Source organism: Mucilaginibacter sp. FW306-07-L (assembly GCF_058782065.1).
In genome coordinates this window covers 359129-374223 of record NZ_JBYSXI010000003.1, presented here as the reverse complement: position 1 = coordinate 374223, position 15095 = coordinate 359129, and the positions used below count along the sequence as shown (strand labels likewise).

The 15095-nt window shown below is 44.6% G+C and carries 11 protein-coding genes; 4 read left to right on the top strand and 7 right to left on the bottom strand.

Annotated features, from left to right (window positions below; translation table 11 throughout):
- The first annotated feature begins 36 nt into the window (after nt 1-36).
- Nucleotides 37-1413 (top strand): S41 family peptidase, encoded by a 1377-nt coding sequence (locus AC3WJC_RS16765; protein ID WP_492400264.1) that lies wholly within the window; start codon nt 37-39, stop codon nt 1411-1413.
- A 26-nt stretch (nt 1414-1439) separates the two neighbouring features.
- Here AC3WJC_RS16765 and AC3WJC_RS16760 read toward each other — a convergent pair whose 3' ends face one another.
- Nucleotides 1440-2624 carry an aminotransferase class V-fold PLP-dependent enzyme gene (locus tag AC3WJC_RS16760; protein ID WP_492400263.1) on the bottom strand — a complete coding sequence of 395 codons (1185 nt, stop codon included), beginning with the start codon at nt 2622-2624 and terminating at the stop codon, nt 1440-1442.
- A gap of 8 nt (nt 2625-2632) precedes the next feature.
- The gene (locus AC3WJC_RS16755) at nt 2633-3973 is read right to left on the bottom strand and encodes an APC family permease (RefSeq protein ID WP_492400262.1); all 1341 of its coding nucleotides are present in this window, start codon (nt 3971-3973) and stop codon (nt 2633-2635) included.
- Between the two features lie 242 nt (nt 3974-4215).
- Here AC3WJC_RS16755 and AC3WJC_RS16750 point away from each other — a divergent pair, with 242 nt between their 5' ends.
- From AC3WJC_RS16750 to AC3WJC_RS16740, 3 genes are all read left to right on the top strand, one after another.
- Nucleotides 4216-5247 (top strand): LacI family DNA-binding transcriptional regulator, encoded by a 1032-nt coding sequence (locus tag AC3WJC_RS16750; protein ID WP_492400261.1) that lies wholly within the window; start codon nt 4216-4218, stop codon nt 5245-5247.
- Nucleotides 5248-5591: 344 nt separating this feature from the next.
- Nucleotides 5592-8762 (top strand): ligand-binding sensor domain-containing protein, encoded by a 3171-nt coding sequence (locus AC3WJC_RS16745; RefSeq protein WP_492400260.1) that lies wholly within the window; start codon nt 5592-5594, stop codon nt 8760-8762.
- Nucleotides 8747-9559 carry a response regulator transcription factor gene (locus AC3WJC_RS16740; protein WP_492400259.1) on the top strand — a complete coding sequence of 271 codons (813 nt, stop codon included), beginning with the start codon at nt 8747-8749 and terminating at the stop codon, nt 9557-9559. The genes AC3WJC_RS16745 and AC3WJC_RS16740 overlap by 16 nt, the downstream gene beginning before the upstream one ends.
- Before the next feature lies 1 nt (nt 9560).
- Here AC3WJC_RS16740 and AC3WJC_RS16735 read toward each other — a convergent pair whose 3' ends face one another.
- From AC3WJC_RS16735 to AC3WJC_RS16715, 5 genes are read right to left on the bottom strand one after another with little or no spacing between them, the layout of a single operon-like run.
- Nucleotides 9561-10370 carry an SDR family oxidoreductase gene (locus tag AC3WJC_RS16735; RefSeq protein ID WP_492400258.1) on the bottom strand — a complete coding sequence of 270 codons (810 nt, stop codon included), beginning with the start codon at nt 10368-10370 and terminating at the stop codon, nt 9561-9563.
- A 30-nt stretch (nt 10371-10400) separates the two neighbouring features.
- Nucleotides 10401-11384, bottom strand: a complete 984-nt coding sequence (locus AC3WJC_RS16730) for an L-histidine N(alpha)-methyltransferase (protein ID WP_492400257.1) — start codon at nt 11382-11384, stop codon at nt 10401-10403.
- Nucleotides 11385-11408: 24 nt separating this feature from the next.
- Nucleotides 11409-12557, bottom strand: a complete 1149-nt coding sequence (gene egtB, locus AC3WJC_RS16725; RefSeq protein WP_492400256.1) for an ergothioneine biosynthesis protein EgtB — start codon at nt 12555-12557, stop codon at nt 11409-11411.
- The gene (locus AC3WJC_RS16720; protein WP_492400255.1) at nt 12557-14131 is read right to left on the bottom strand and encodes an ABC transporter permease/substrate-binding protein; all 1575 of its coding nucleotides are present in this window, start codon (nt 14129-14131) and stop codon (nt 12557-12559) included. The genes egtB and AC3WJC_RS16720 overlap by 1 nt, the downstream gene beginning before the upstream one ends.
- Entirely contained in the window at nt 14124-15092 is a 969-nt protein-coding gene (locus AC3WJC_RS16715; protein WP_492400254.1) for an ABC transporter ATP-binding protein, read from the bottom strand. The genes AC3WJC_RS16720 and AC3WJC_RS16715 overlap by 8 nt, the downstream gene beginning before the upstream one ends.
- Nucleotides 15093-15095: the final 3 nt, after the last annotated feature.

The window sequence follows — 15095 nt, the reverse complement described above, 5'->3', positions numbered from 1 at the left end:
TGCTATATTTACCTGAACTCTATATCACAATTCACAATGAAACACGCCTATTACAAAAACGTACTATTAGCTGCAATTACTGCCGGTATATTTACTTGTACCCAATACGCCGCTGCTCAAACCGTAAACGAAGCCGACCGCCACGAAATAGTAACCAAACTGGCTGATAAGCTGGTTGATGTTTATCCCTTCCCCGACATCAGCGCTAAATACAGCGAAGCTCTGAAAAAGGCGGAGGCAGCAGGCCGCTACGATAACCTGAGCGAAGATGAACTGGCATCACGATTGACCGAGGATTTAAACAAGGCCCATAAAGATGTACACCTGCGGGTTATGCGTAACGAGCAGGTATATAAAAGCATGACGGAGCCACGCGCCGAGGGGGGACAATACCAGGAGGACGATTCGGAGCGCAGGGCTAATTATGGCTTTACAAAGGTTGAGATAGACGGGGCCACCTCAACGGCGTATATCAATGCCCCCGGCCCGTTCTATGGCTCAAAGGAGGCTTTTGAAATGGCTGCTGCAAGCATGAACATGGCGGCCTATAGCAATTATGTAATCATTGATATCCGTAATAATCCCGGCGGTACGGGGCAAATGGGGCGTTTCCTGTCATCATACTTTTATAATGCCGGCCAGGAGCAATTTTACCTGAACGGTTTTTACAAGGACCGCAAGCAGGATGAGCAGGAGTGGACCTACGCCTACGTGCCCGGCAAACGCATACCCGATGCCAAGGTTTACCTGCTGGTAGGCCGGGGTACAGGCTCGGCATCAGAAGGGTTTGCGTATGCCATGCAAAAATTGCACAGGGCTACTATAGTGGGTGATACTACTGCCGGTGCCGGTATCGCGGGCACCTATGTAGCGCTTAAAAATAACCTGATCGTTTTCACGCCTTTTAAAATGGTTGTCGGCCCCGGCAGTAATGTGGGTTGGGAGGGTACTGGTGTTATACCCGATGTGCAAACCGGTAAAAATGATGCGCTGTTAGCCGCCCGTAAGCTGATACTGGAGGATATTGTTAAGAATGGTAAGGACAGCGTTACCCGTGAGGCGGCGCAATGGGTGGTTGATAACAGCAACATGGCTACAAACAAACCCGTAAATATAAAAAGTAAATATGCTGAGCTGGTGGGTAAATACCCCAACAATGTATCCATAGCGGTTGCTAAAGGCGGCTTGGTATTTAAACGTAACGAACCGGGCAAGCCCGCCGAAAGCTACACCCTGCAAGAGGTAAAACCCGATGTATTGGTGGTGAATGGCCTTAACGCCAACATTGCGCCAAACAGTTCACGCATTTATGTTAACCGTAATGCGGCCGGTAAAGTGGTAAGTATACATCGTAAAACCATGATGGCCAACGGTACTATTTACGTAGCGCCACAGCCGCTAAAAAAGCAATAATACGTTTTACCGTTTACAGCTAATTATTAGCTGTAAACGGTATCTAACAACTTCACTTTTTCCAAAGCCTGCTCAATATCACTAATAAGGTATTGGGGCTCTTCAAGGCCTATGTATACACGGATGTTTTGGTGCCTTATATTGTTGATGTCGTATTTTTCGGGCGGTATAGAGGCTATGGCAGGCAGCACCAGGCTTTCGTGCCCGCCCCATGATACGGCGATCAGCATGTGCTGCAAGCCATTACAAAAGGCCTCTATTTTAGCATAAGTTGAATTTTTTAGCGCGATACTGAATAGTCCGCCGCAGCCCTGCATTTGTTCGTGTGCCAACTGGGTTTGCGTAAATGCCGGACTAAACGGCCAAAGCACGGTTTCAATGGCATCCTGCTGGTAAAGCCAGTCGGTTATAATACGCGTGCTTTCAAAACTCCGTTGCAAGCGTAACTGCAATGTACGTAAACCACGCAGCAATAACCAGGCACTATGCGGCGAAAGGGCCGGGCCGAGGTTCATAAACTCATGCTCAAATAGCTGTTTTATCAATTTTCGGCTGCCGGTAACTACGCCCGCCATTACATCTGAATGCCCGCCGATATATTTTGTAGCTGATTGCGCTACCAGATCGATACCCAACCCTATAGGTTGTTGAAAAAGCGGGGTGCAGTAACTGTTATCAATAATAGTTATTATGCCCCGTGCCCTGGCAAATGCTGCCACAGCTTTAAGGTTCTGTAATTCGTAAGTAAAGGTGTTGGGGCTTTCCAGGTAGATGAGTTTAGTGTTGGGTAAAACAGCATCTTCAAAGTCACTTAACGCGATGCCGGGTACAAACGTAGTAGTAACACCAAATTTGGGCAGCAATTCGCGGAATAGTTTATCCGTCCAGCTATAGGGGTTTTCCACGCAAATTACATGGTCGCCCTGCTTTACCATGGCTATAACTGAGGTGCTGATGGCCGCAATCCCGCTCGAAAAAAGCAGGGCATCCTCAGCGCCGTCAAGCGCGGCAAGTTTTTTACGTAATATATTAAGGGTAGGGTTTTGTCCGCGCGAATAAAGGGTAGCATCAAACTCATTACCCATGGCATTGCGCATATCGGCAACGGTGTTAAAAGCAAAATTGCTGCTTTGCATAACCGGTGGCGATACGGCGTTAAAGTATTGCCCGCGTTCTTCGCCAAGCTCATTTAAAATAAAAGACAGATCCATAACAGATATTATTGTGAGTGATTAGGTTTAGTAATTGATTTTTGCCTGTGTTTGGTAATATAATAAATAAGCAAACCGAGTGCAAATACACCTATGCATACGGCTGCCGCTACAGGATGTTTCATAAATATAAACAACGTAATAAGCCAGTAAGTAATTATAAACACTACCGGTATAATGGGGTACAGCTTGGTAGCATATATGCCAGGCAGCTTTAAATGCTTTGTTTTTTTGCGAAGCACAAATACCGATAAAGCCGCTGTTGACAGGCCGATCGTATCAAAAAACATAACGTAGCTTATAATGCTGCGAAATGAATCAACAAACAGCAGGACACAAAGCACAATCAGCACAAAAAAGGTAAGGCCGAATTGCTGTACCTGGGTTTTAGGGTTTATTTTTTTAAAGATGCCGGGCAAAATACCGTCCTCGGCCATGGCATAATAAATACGCGGGTTGGCCATAATATTTACATTGATAAAGGTTAGTACGGATACAAAAGTAAGTACCGATATAATTTTATAGCCCGTAACCCCAAACTGCGAGCCGGCCAATACCGCGGCAAGCGCCGGGGTATGCTGCATTTGCGCAATGCCCAATACTTTATAATAAGCTATGTTGATAAGCGTGTACAAAGCGATTACCACAAACATGCCGGTTAATATGGCCTTAGGGATGTTCTCTTTGGCATTGATGCTGTCTCCGCCAAAATTTATAGTTTGCTGGTAACCCCCGTAAGTAAAAAACACAGCGATCAGGCTGATGCCAATGTCTGACCAGGTATTGTAATCGCCATGAATAATAACGGGTTGTAACGGTTGTGAATCAACCTTAAAAATCGCGCTGCATATTACCAGTATAATGGCTATTTTAAATAAGGTAAGCAGGTTTTGAGTTTGGGCACTCATTTTAATGCCTCTTAAATTGATAATATATAATATCAATACCGATGATATGGCGATAACCTTAACCCATAGCGCGCTTTGCAGGCCGCCCGGCATAATAAGCGGAGCGATATACTGTGCGCCAATTAACGTTACAGCAGCTACAGAGGCGGCATTGCTTATTACCAGTATCCAATTGATCATGAAAGCCACAGCAGGGTGAAAGCTAAATGAAAAGGCTTTGTAAAATCCGCCTGTAGCCGGGTATCTTGCACCTATCTCGGCAAAAGTAAGCGCGCCGAACAGGCTTATCAGTCCGCCAAAAAGCCATACCCCGAAATAGAGGTACGGGTTGGTTAAATTTTGCGATACCTCAGTTGGTGTGGCAAATATGCCCATACCGATCACCAGGCTGATCACGATCATTGACAGATCAAAGCGACTGAGTTTAGGAAGTATGCTCATAAATATAATAAACCAACAACATTAAACCGGGTGTGTTAAGATAGGATTTCAATATGGCAAATACAATTATAGCTTAAACAGCGTTATACCATTCGGCAGGCTAAAGTAATATGCTCGCTTGTGTATGTTATAATAAAAGTTATTTTTACACTTATTAATTAAGAATGCTTTATAATATTAAATTTTATATTGCATAATAACACTAAACCAAGGCTAAACCATACATTACCGTTTATACTGAAATGGCCGACAATAAGAAAAAGGTATCGATAAAAGATATTGCTAAGCTTACTAATACCTCAATAACCACTGTATCATTTGTAATAAACGGTAAAGGGCGTATTAGTAATGAGATTAAAAAAAAGGTGCTTGATGCCGCCCTTAAAAATGGTTACGAACCAAACCGTATGGCCGTAGGCTTGCGTACAGGAGTATCAAAGGTAATAGGGCTGATTGTTGAAACCATTGGCGGCCCGTTTTTTGGCGCTATGGCTAAAGTGATTGAAGAAGAAGCCGAAAAGGCAGGCTATGGTGTTATTTATTGTAGCACCAATAACAATATACAAACGGGTAAAAATGTGATCAAAATGCTGTCGAACCAATTGGTTGACGGGTACATTGTTACCCCGATGAAAGGGTTGGAGCAGGAAATCGAAGCCATAATGAATAACGGCAAGCCCGTAGTGCTGATAGACGGGTACTTTCCGGAGTTGAATATACCGCATGTGCTGGTTGATAACTATAACAGTGTTTTCAGCGCTATGAGTTCACTCATCTCATCGGGCTATAAAAACATCGCCTATGTAACACCCGACCTGGACCTGGTTCAGCTTGAGGAGCGGTTAACAGGCTATCGTGATGCCATCAGGGCAAGCGAACTGAAACAAGACGAAAAGAACGTCCTTAAAGTGCCCTTCGGTAGTGATAAGGCCGAGGCAATATGTGCTATAAAGGAGTTTTTGAAGAAGAATAAAAAACTTGACGCGGTATTTTTTAGCACCAACTATTTGGGCTCCATGGGTTTGCAGGCTATTAACGAACTTAAACTGAATATACCTGACGATATTGGCATGGTTAGCTTTGATGATAATGAGCTGTTTGAATTATACCCCCCGGGCATAACAGCCGTTAAACAGCCTACTTACCAGATAGCAAAATCAGCTATTGACCTGCTGCTCTCGCGGTTAAATGATGACCAGTTGGACATTTCAGAGATCAAGATGCAGATACCGGCCGACTTGGTTAAACGAGGGTCAACTAAAGTGCTAAAATAAACAATCGTGAAACACATAATAAAAAAGCGGATTAATATTATTCATCCGCTTTTTTATTATGGCTAATACACAACAGGGTTTACAAGCCTGTTAAAACAATACAGCGGCTTGCTTACAGGCATCTGTAATTGCGAATGTATCTTAAAAAAATTAATTTAATTGGCTACCCGCAGGCAGTTGTAATGGTTATTTCAAAGATGGATAATTAATAACTGAACAGGTCTTTAATTTGTATCAATAGTTCCTCAAATCGTCTCAATCTAAACTGTTCTCATAATGCATTAACAGGCTGGTTAGTTAAACATGATTAGCTATATTTGGTATCAATACCAATTAAACGCTGATTGAGAGTTAAACTATTTTTACTGCTTTGCTTAATTGCTGCCGGTTTTAAGGCCGGGGCACAATCACATTACTTTACGCATTACCAGGTAGAGAACGGCCTGTCAAACAACGCGGTTATTTGCAGCATAATGGATAGCCGTGGCTTTATGTGGTTTGGTACCAAAGATGGCCTTAACCGGTTTGACGGCTACAGTTTCAAAATTTTCCGCAATGACCCGGCTGATAAAACTACCTTAGGAAGTAATTACATATCAACCCTTTATGAAGATGAAAGCGGTATACTTTGGGTAGGAACTGAAAATGGCCTTTACCGTTATGATTGGGAGAGAGAATGCTTCGTTCTTTTACCGGGCAGCCCTCAGCAAGCTATTAAATATGTTTTACGGCAAAAAAACTATTTGTGGGTAGTATCCGATTTTTCATTATTTAAGTACGATCTTAAAAAACATACCATACAATCTTATCGCAACAGGCTTTTAGCAACAGCTTTATGCCGTTCTTTTGAGGGAGATATATGGGTGGCTACTGCCGACGGTTATCTTCAAAAATATAATGAGGCCAAAGATAGCTTTAAAGTATTCAAAGCATTTGAACATAAAAATAACAGTCAGGTATCTAACTGGATCGAGAAAATATGCGGCGATAGGCCCGGCAGGTTGCTTGTTGGTACCTCAAACCAGGGCGTAAAATTATTCAACACTCAAACGCATACATCAACCGACTTGCTTACGCATAATAAGAACGGCACAGATATTTTCGTCCGGGATTTTATGCGGATTTCAGCTAATGAGCTTTGGATAGCGACAGAATCAGGTATATATATTTATCGTGAAGGATCTAAAGAGCTGGTAAACCTGCATAAGCAATATAATAACCCCTATTCATTGGCTGATAATGCAACATATACTATAAGTAAAGATAGCGAAGGAGGTATATGGGTGGGCACCTATTTTGGTGGGGCTAATTACTATCAGCCCAGGTATAGTTATTTTGAAAAATATTTCCCCCGCATAGGCGAAAATTCAATTAGCGGTAATGCCGTGCGAGAAATAAGCCATGATAATGCGGGCAACCTATGGATAGGTACCGAAGATGCTGGGCTTAATAAGTTTAACCCCCAAAAACGCCAATTTACAAGCTACAGTCCGGGCGACGGGCGCTCAGGTATTGCAAACACAAACCTGCATGGTTTGATGGTGGATAGCAATGAGATATGGATAGGCACTTTTGAGCATGGCCTTGATGTAATGGATATACGTACCGGTAAAGTAATACGCCATTATCATTCAGGGCCGGGATTAAATCAGCTTAAAAGCAACTTTGTATTCTGCATATTGAAAACCCGTGCAGGTGATATACTGGTAGGTACCCCGGCTGGTTTATATAAATATAACAAGTCGGCTGATGATTTTATGTTAATGCCGCAATTGCCTGCATCATCTTTTTTAACAACGCTAATTCAGGATAAGGAGGGTACAATTTGGGCAGGTACTTTTCGTAATGGAATATATACCCTGGATGCCAATGGCAATAGTAACAGTATTGTAAAGCTGCCATCCGTAAATGCTGATCTGTCCAAAATCCGCATAACGGGTATATTTGAGGACTCTGATCAAAAAATGTGGTTCGCTACCGAGTCGGGTTTGTTTAAGTATAACCGCGAAACGAAAAGTGTTAAACATTTCACGGTAAACAACGGGCTGCCAAACAATTTAATGTACAGTATATTAGAGGACAATCGTAAACAATTGTGGATCAGTACATCAAAAGGGTTGGTATGCTTTGATCTGCGTACAGAAAAGGTAAGGGTTTACACCAAATCCAATGGCTTATTAACAGATCAGTTTAACTATAACTCGGCTTATAAGGATGCTTCCGGGCGTATGTATTTTGGTGGTGTAAAAGGCCTGATCAGCTTTAACCCCGATGAGTTTATCACCAACACTACGGTGCCGCCTATATATATCACAGGGTTTCAGGTGCATAACCGGGAGCTTGTAGTGGGGCAAAAAGGGTCGCCGCTTAAACGCTCAGTATTAGTTACGCGCAAGTTAACGCTCGATCACACAAGCAGTTCGTTCAGTATTGATTTTTCGGCCTTGAGCTATACCTCGCCGGGTACCCTGGAGTATGCCTACAAAATGGAGGGACTTGATAACCAATGGACGTATATTAAAACCAACCGCCGGGCTTTTTTTACTGAACTGCCTGCCGGGTTATATACGTTCAGGGTAAAGGCGGCTAACAGCAGCGGCATCTGGAGTAATAAGGAGGCTCGAATTGTGATTAAAATACTGCCGCCATTTTGGAAAAGTAATACCGCTTATCTGATCTATACACTGGTATTAATGGCACTTGTAATATGGATTATTAATATTTACAACAAACGGTTACAGGCAAAACAGCACCGCCAGATGGAGCTTTTTGAAAACGAAAAGGAGCGGGAGATATACGAAGCCAAGATTGAGTTTTTTACCAATGTGGCCCATGAGATACGCACACCGCTTACCCTGATAAAAGGCCCGATGGAAAAAGTAATGAAGAAGGCCGGCGAAGTGCCCGACATTGAAAAGAACCTGCGTATTATAGACCGCAACACCGGGCGTTTACTAACCCTAACTAACCAATTGCTTGATTTTAGAAAAACCGAAGCCAAGGGCTTTTCATTGAGTTTTGTAAATGTGGATATTGCCGACCTGCTAACAGATATTTTTACCCGTTTTCAGTTAGCTGCTGAACAACGCGATATTGCCTATAAACTGTTACTGCCCGATGCTAAGGTGCATGCTTATGTTGACCCTGAAGGTTTTACCAAAATTATAACTAACCTGATAGATAACGCTATAAAATACGGCGAGCACGAAGTTGAAGTTGCCCTGATGCCGATAAGCACTGTAGATGAAAATTTTACCATTGAAGTGCGTAACGATGGCAAATCCCTCCCGGCTGAATTGAATGCCCGCATATTTGAGCCATTTTTTAGGGTGAATGATGGGGCTAAGCAACCAGGCACCGGTATTGGCCTTTCTATATCAAAAGCACTTGCCGAATTACACAATGGAAAACTCGAATTGGTGGGATATGTAAAACGTTTTAATATATTTGCTTTAACACTACCTGTGCACCAATTAATAGAGTTTAACCTAAGCGGGAAATGGAAAAAACATTAAGCGTTACTGCTTATCAGCCCAATGATGTTGTTGCTGATAAACCGGTTGTATTACTCGTGGATGATAATGAGGAGATACTTGAATTTGTATCAGAAGACCTGGGTGAAAAATACCGGGTTATTACTGCCCCTGATGGCATAATTGCGCTTGAAATTTTACGCGAACAAATAGTGCATTTAATTATAAGCGATGTAATGATGCCCCGGCTTGATGGGTTTGCCCTTTGCGAAGCCATAAAAGCTGACTTTGAGCTCGGTCACATCCCGGTAATATTGCTTACCGCTAAAAATACGCTGCAATCAAAAATAGAAGGGCTTGAACTGGGTGCCGATGCATATATCGAAAAACCTTTTTCGCCGGAGTATTTGCAGGTACAGGTGGCCAGTTTGCTGCGCAACCGAAATAAAATAAAACAGTACTTTGCCAAATCGCCGCTGGCTCACATTAAAAGCATTGCCCATACCCGCGCCGATGAACTGTTTTTGGAAAAACTGAATGAGCTTATCCTGAAAAATTTGGACAACAAGGACCTTGACGTGGAAAACCTGGCTGATATGATGAATATGAGCCGGCCTACGCTTTACAGAAAGATCAAATCCATATCAGACCTAACCCCCAACGAGTTGATTAACCTTGGGCGCTTAAAACGCGCCGCGGAATTACTCAGTGAGGGTGAGTTCAAGATCTATGAAATATCTGACATGGTTGGCTATAGCTCACAAACCCAGTTTGGCCGTAATTTCTTAAAACAGTTCGGGATGTCGCCGTCTGATTATTTATACAGCCTGCAAGTATAGCTTATACCCCGCTGAATACTGAGAAGCCACCATCAACACTGATAATGGAGCCGGTAACAAAACGGGAGGCATCGCTCAGTAAATAGATCAAAGCGCCTACCAGTTCATCCGGATGGCCAAAGCGTTTATAAGGTGTGTTTTGTATTACCAGGTTACCGCGTAAGGTGTATGATCCGTCGGGTTGGGTAAGCAGTGTACGGTTTTGCTCCGTCAGAAAAAAGCCCGGCGCTATAGCGTTCATGCGGATGGCATCGCCATAACGGTTAGCAGCCTCAACGGCAAACCATTGGTTATAACAGTCAATAGCCGCTTTGGCAATGCTGTACCCTAATACTTTGGTAACAACCCGCTGTGCTGTCATGGATGAAATGTTAACGATGCTGCCGCCCCCGTTCGTCATGGACTGTCCAAATACCTGTGTTGGTATAATGCTGCCCCAAAGGTTGAGGTCAAGCACCTGGCGTAGCCCCTCAAAGTTTAAACTGAATATATCATCATTGGGTTGAATAACGCCTCCCGGTAAATTGCCCCCAGCGCCGTTAACCAAACCATCAATACGGCCATAGGCAGCAAGCACCTTTTCACGGGCGGCTATTAAATCAGACTCGTTCAATACATCCGCCACCAGGGCCATAGCCTCGCCGCCTGACTGTTTAATGGCTTCGGTACGCTCAGTAGCCACCTGTTCATTACGGCCCAGTATGCAGGCAATGCCGCCAGCTTCAGCTATGCCTTTAACAAATGCCTCACCTAAAACACCGGTACCGCCGGTTACAATAATTACTTTGCCTTTTAACGAGAAGTTTTCCATGCTGCTATTTATGTGTGGCTAATATAGCATTTACCCTGCTATAAGTACAGCATCAACAAACCAATGTTTACTATCGAAAATATGTTCGGCTGGCTTAAACCCGGCATGGGTAGCCATTTCATCCACCTCTTCAACGGTGTATTTTTGTGAGATCTCCATCCAGATGTATTCATCTTTTTCAAAGCGGATGCTTTTGCCGTGCAGGTTCACTACCTGTTCATTCAGGCTGATGAGGTAGCTTTTACAAGCCCCTGTTTCCGGGTCGTAACTGCAATAATGGTCAAACTGCTCCACCTCAAAATCAGCACACAGCTCGCGGTTGATGCGGGTAAGCAGGTTAAGGTTAAATGCTTTGGTGATGCCCCCTTTATCATCATACGCGGCATGGATAATGTTGGGGTTTTTCTTCAGGTCGACCCCCATCAGCATCATATCGCCCTCATTCAGGTGGCCGCGTATTTCAGTCAGGAAGCTTTTAGCATCTTGAACCGGCATATTGCCAATATTCGATCCTAAGAACATCACCACCTTACGCCTGCCTGATATAGCCGATGCTTTTTCCAGCATTTGGAAATATTCACCTTCTAACCCGGTAAGTTTAAGGCCGGGTACGCTTATAGGCAGGTTTATCTCTAACTCGCTGATCACATGGCCGGATATATCAATGGGCATATACTCAAAATCGGTACCCTGCTCCACCAGCTTGCGCAGCAGGTGGATAGATTTAGTTGCATCACCCGCCCCAAGTTCGATCAGGTCAAACGGTTCGCCGCCCTTGCGTATGGTGTTGGCCAGCAGTTCGGTTTGTTGGCTAAATATTTCCATCTCCAGGCCGGTAAGGTAGTATTCCGGGCAATTCATTATATCCTGAAACAGCTTGTCGCCGCGCTCATCATAAAAATATTTTGATTGCAGGTGCTTTGGCTGCGCGCCCAGGCCCTCAAGCACATCGTGCATAAATTGGCTGCATTGGCTTTCGGATTTTTTTTCAGGTGCGGTAGGTGTAAGTATCATAATTGGTTGGTGTTGGATAAAGGATTACATGGCAAGGCGTATACCGGTGAATTGCCAGCGTAAATGTGTTTGAAAAAAGTTGCGGTAGGTAGCCCTGCTATGCCCCGGCGGCGTAACCTCGGATGCGCCACGCAGTACTTTTTGGTTCACCATAAATTTGCCGTTATACTCGCCAATGGCCCCCGGCGCTTTTGAAAAACCGGGATAGGGCAGGTACGCGCTTTCTGTCCACTCCCAACGCTGGCCCCAGTTGAATTTTGCAGCGGCTGCTTCCCACTCAAATTCAGTGGGCAGGCGCATGCCTTTCCAGGCGGCATAAGCATAGGCCTCAAAATAACTGATGTGGGTAACCGGACCGTGCATATCCAATGGCTCCAGTCCGTGGTAGGTATAATGATGCCATTGCCCGTCAATCTGGTACCAATACAGGGGGGCTTCAATTTTATGAGTATTTACCCATGCCCAGGCCTCGGCATGCCAGTGCCTGAAATCGTGATAGCCGCCACTGTTTAAAAACTCCAGGTATTCGGCATTGGTAACCAGGTTCGGGCTGATCTGATAAGCATTCAGGTAAACCTTATGCCGGTTTAGCTCATTATCAAAGCAAAAGCCTTCACCTTCAAAACCTATTTCGTATATACCTTCATCCATCCGGATAAAGTCACTCTGCACAGGTTCAATGTGCGGCACCTTATATTCGTGCGAGTAAGCCGGGAACAATGGGTTATGGCCTAAAATATATTTTATATCAGTATACAATAGCTCCTGGTGCTGCTCCTCATGGTTAAAGCCCAATATTACCAGTTCCTGCACCTCTGCCGACAGTTCACCACATAAAAAATGATACATGGCCTCGTCAACATATTTGCGGTAGCTGTAAATATCGATCACCGTAGGGCGGCTCAGGTTGCCCCTGTCCGTACGGATCACCCTGTTGCCTACGCTCTCGTAATAGCTGTTAAAAACGTAGTTGTATTCGCTGTTGTACTCTTTATATGCCGATACGTAAGGCTTCAATATAAAGGTTTCAAAAAACCAGGTAGTATGACCCAGGTGCCATTTAGGCGGACTAACATCCTCAATTGGCTGAACAACATAGTCCTCGGTTTGTAGCGGACTGCAAATATGTTCGGTGTGTTGCCGCACCTGTTGGTAAAGTTGTGCTAAATTCATTATTTATTGCTGTCAAGGTGGTTCTTCAGCTCAGATATGGTTTTAACATTTAACTCCCGCGCTTGTTTTTGGCGCATCATTAAAGCGTAGGCATTGTTAAAACCTATAGGGGTAAGCCATTTTATGCCATAACGCTTATTAAATTCGGCCTTTACAAAATCATAGGTGCGCTCTTTATCGCCAATAATTTTATTTACGGTTTCGGCCGGTGCCTGTAAAATGGCTAACAACCCGGTACCGGTATATTCGGGATAAAAATCTATCTGGTTATTGGTAAGCGCGTCAAAACATATTTTAGTACCGCCGAGGCCTGTTTTGGTGGATACATCGTAATCAGTATAACCTTTTATCAGCATGGCGTACATATTGGCTAAAATATATTGTTCGCCAAATATTTTTGAGCCGATGCGGATAATGCCTGCCTGGCCATTACGAGCCGGCTTATACAAATGCTTCGATTCTAAAAAATCCTTTGCCACCCTTTCCGGTGTTTGGTGCAGGTAATCGGTACGGTAGTTCAGTTCCGTCATAATGGAATCGGTTATGGTACCGGCCAGCAGGTTAAGCGTTTTTTCCAGCTCCGGAAATTTGGTCAGCGCGGCCCGGCTCACAATAGGCGCGGCGTAGTAAGGGGGGAAAATGTGTTTGTCATCATCCAGCACCAACAGGTTGTAGGCCTTGAGCCGCCCGTCGGTAGAGTAGCCGCTGATCACATCCAGCTCCTGCTCGTAAGCGGCCTTATACATTACGGCATCATTTATAACGATGGTGTGGATCTTCAACCCATACTTTTCGCGTAGCCCGATGTTGCCATCCTGCCTGCCCATAAACTCGGGTGTGAAACCAGCGGTCAGCTTTCCGCCATAAGCAGATGGAATAAAGTAAAAAGAAGCCAGCAGCAGTGTAACTACCGGCAGGGCATAAGCGCCCGTTCTTACCTTCCTGAAATTCAGCTTTTGTACCCGCGATAACAGGAAGTCAAATAAAATGGCCAATAAAGCAGCCGGAATAGCCCCTGCTAAAATCATGTTGGTATTATTAAGCGATATACCACCAAAAATGAACTCACCCAAACCGCCCGCCGCAATGTAAGAGGCCAGCGTAGCCACGCCCACATTAATTACCGTAGCAGTACGTATCCCAGCCAGTATAACCGGCATGGCCAGTGGTAGTTCAACCTGCTTTAATACCTGCCACCTGCTCATACCCATAGCAATGGCGGCTTCCTTTACCGAAGCATCAACACCGGTTATGCCGGTATAGGTATTGCGGATAATAGGTAGTAGCGCATACAGCAGCAGGGCCACAATGGCGGGTTTTGGCCCGATGCCCAATACCGGGATCATGAAGCCTAATAAGGCGATGCTTGGTATGGTTTGCAACACACCGGCAATACCCAGAACACTGCCCGACAACTGTTTTTTACGGGCGATAAAAATGCCTAAAGGCAAGCCAATAATTACGGCTATCAAAAGTGAGATAAAGGTTAAGCCGATATGCTCAAGCGTTTGCGATAGTAATTTATCTGATTGCTGGCGCATGAAATCCAGCAGCGATTGTTGCTGTTCATTCATGATGGAGCGGTTGTTTTTTATATTGATAGTAGGCATTCATCAAGGCTTCAAAGCCCACGCTCTTTATCTCGCGTGTATGCTGGTTGATGATGTTGATATTATCGTGCTGTGTGAATTTAAAACCTTCCAAGGCTGTCCACATGTTTTCATCTGCGGATAGCAGGTCGGTATGCGTTTTGCGCCCGGTATCCATCAGTGCATCCCAAAGATTAACCAGTTTAATGGTGCGCAGCTCCAGTTGCAAATGCTGCTCTTTCAAAAAATCGCTCACAAAACTATTGGCGGGGTTAAAAAGCAGTTGCTGTGGCGTGCCCTGCTGTACTATGCGGCCTCTATCCATAATAATCACCCGGTCGCCCAGAGTAAAGGCTTCCTGTACATCATGGGTAACCATAATTATGGTTTTGCGCTTTAGCTCATCAAGTGCCTTAAACTCGGCGTGTATCTTGGTACGGGTAACGTTATCCAGCGCGCCAAATGGCTCATCCATCAGCAAAACCGGGGCATCAGCAACCAGGGCACGTGCCAGGCCCACCCGCTGCTGTTGCCCGCCGCTCAATTCGTTCGGGTAAACATTAAGGTATTGTGCCGATAAGTGCAGCTTTTCCAGCAGCTCAATGGTGCGCTTTTGGGTTTTGGCTTTATCCCACCTGAGCAGGTTAGGTACAATAGCTATATTTTGAGCAACGGTATAATGCGGAAAAAGGCCATTGTTTTGCAGCACATAACCTATACCGCGCCGCAATTCCTCGGGCGGTTGGCCGGTAATATCCTTACCGTTTATGCTGATGGTACCGCTTGTAGGCTCAATAAGCCGGTTAAGCATTTTTAGCGTAGTGGTTTTACCGCAGCCGCTGGTACCCAGCAAAACCATGGTTTCGCCCTCGGCTACCTCGAATGATACGCTATCAACTGCCTTTACAGCGCCAAAATGTTTGCTCAGGTTGTCGGCCTTTATCATGCA

Excerpts from the sequence above, each read along its gene's own strand:
- AC3WJC_RS16755 (WP_492400262.1), bottom strand. The coding sequence starts at position 3,973 with ATGAGCATACTTCCTAAACTCAGTCGCTTTGATCTGTCAATGATCGTG.
- AC3WJC_RS16765 (WP_492400264.1), top strand. The coding sequence starts at position 37 with ATGAAACACGCCTATTACAAAAACGTACTATTAGCTGCAATTACTGCC.
- AC3WJC_RS16750 (WP_492400261.1), top strand. The coding sequence starts at position 4,216 with ATGGCCGACAATAAGAAAAAGGTATCGATAAAAGATATTGCTAAGCTT.
- AC3WJC_RS16735 (WP_492400258.1), bottom strand. The coding sequence starts at position 10,370 with ATGGAAAACTTCTCGTTAAAAGGCAAAGTAATTATTGTAACCGGCGGT.
- AC3WJC_RS16760 (WP_492400263.1), bottom strand. The coding sequence starts at position 2,624 with ATGGATCTGTCTTTTATTTTAAATGAGCTTGGCGAAGAACGCGGGCAA.
- AC3WJC_RS16730 (WP_492400257.1), bottom strand. The coding sequence starts at position 11,384 with ATGATACTTACACCTACCGCACCTGAAAAAAAATCCGAAAGCCAATGC.
- AC3WJC_RS16740 (WP_492400259.1), top strand. The coding sequence starts at position 8,747 with ATGGAAAAAACATTAAGCGTTACTGCTTATCAGCCCAATGATGTTGTT.
- egtB (WP_492400256.1), bottom strand. The coding sequence starts at position 12,557 with ATGAATTTAGCACAACTTTACCAACAGGTGCGGCAACACACCGAACAT.
- AC3WJC_RS16720 (WP_492400255.1), bottom strand. The coding sequence starts at position 14,131 with ATGAATGAACAGCAACAATCGCTGCTGGATTTCATGCGCCAGCAATCA.
- AC3WJC_RS16715 (WP_492400254.1), bottom strand. The coding sequence starts at position 15,092 with ATGATAAAGGCCGACAACCTGAGCAAACATTTTGGCGCTGTAAAGGCA.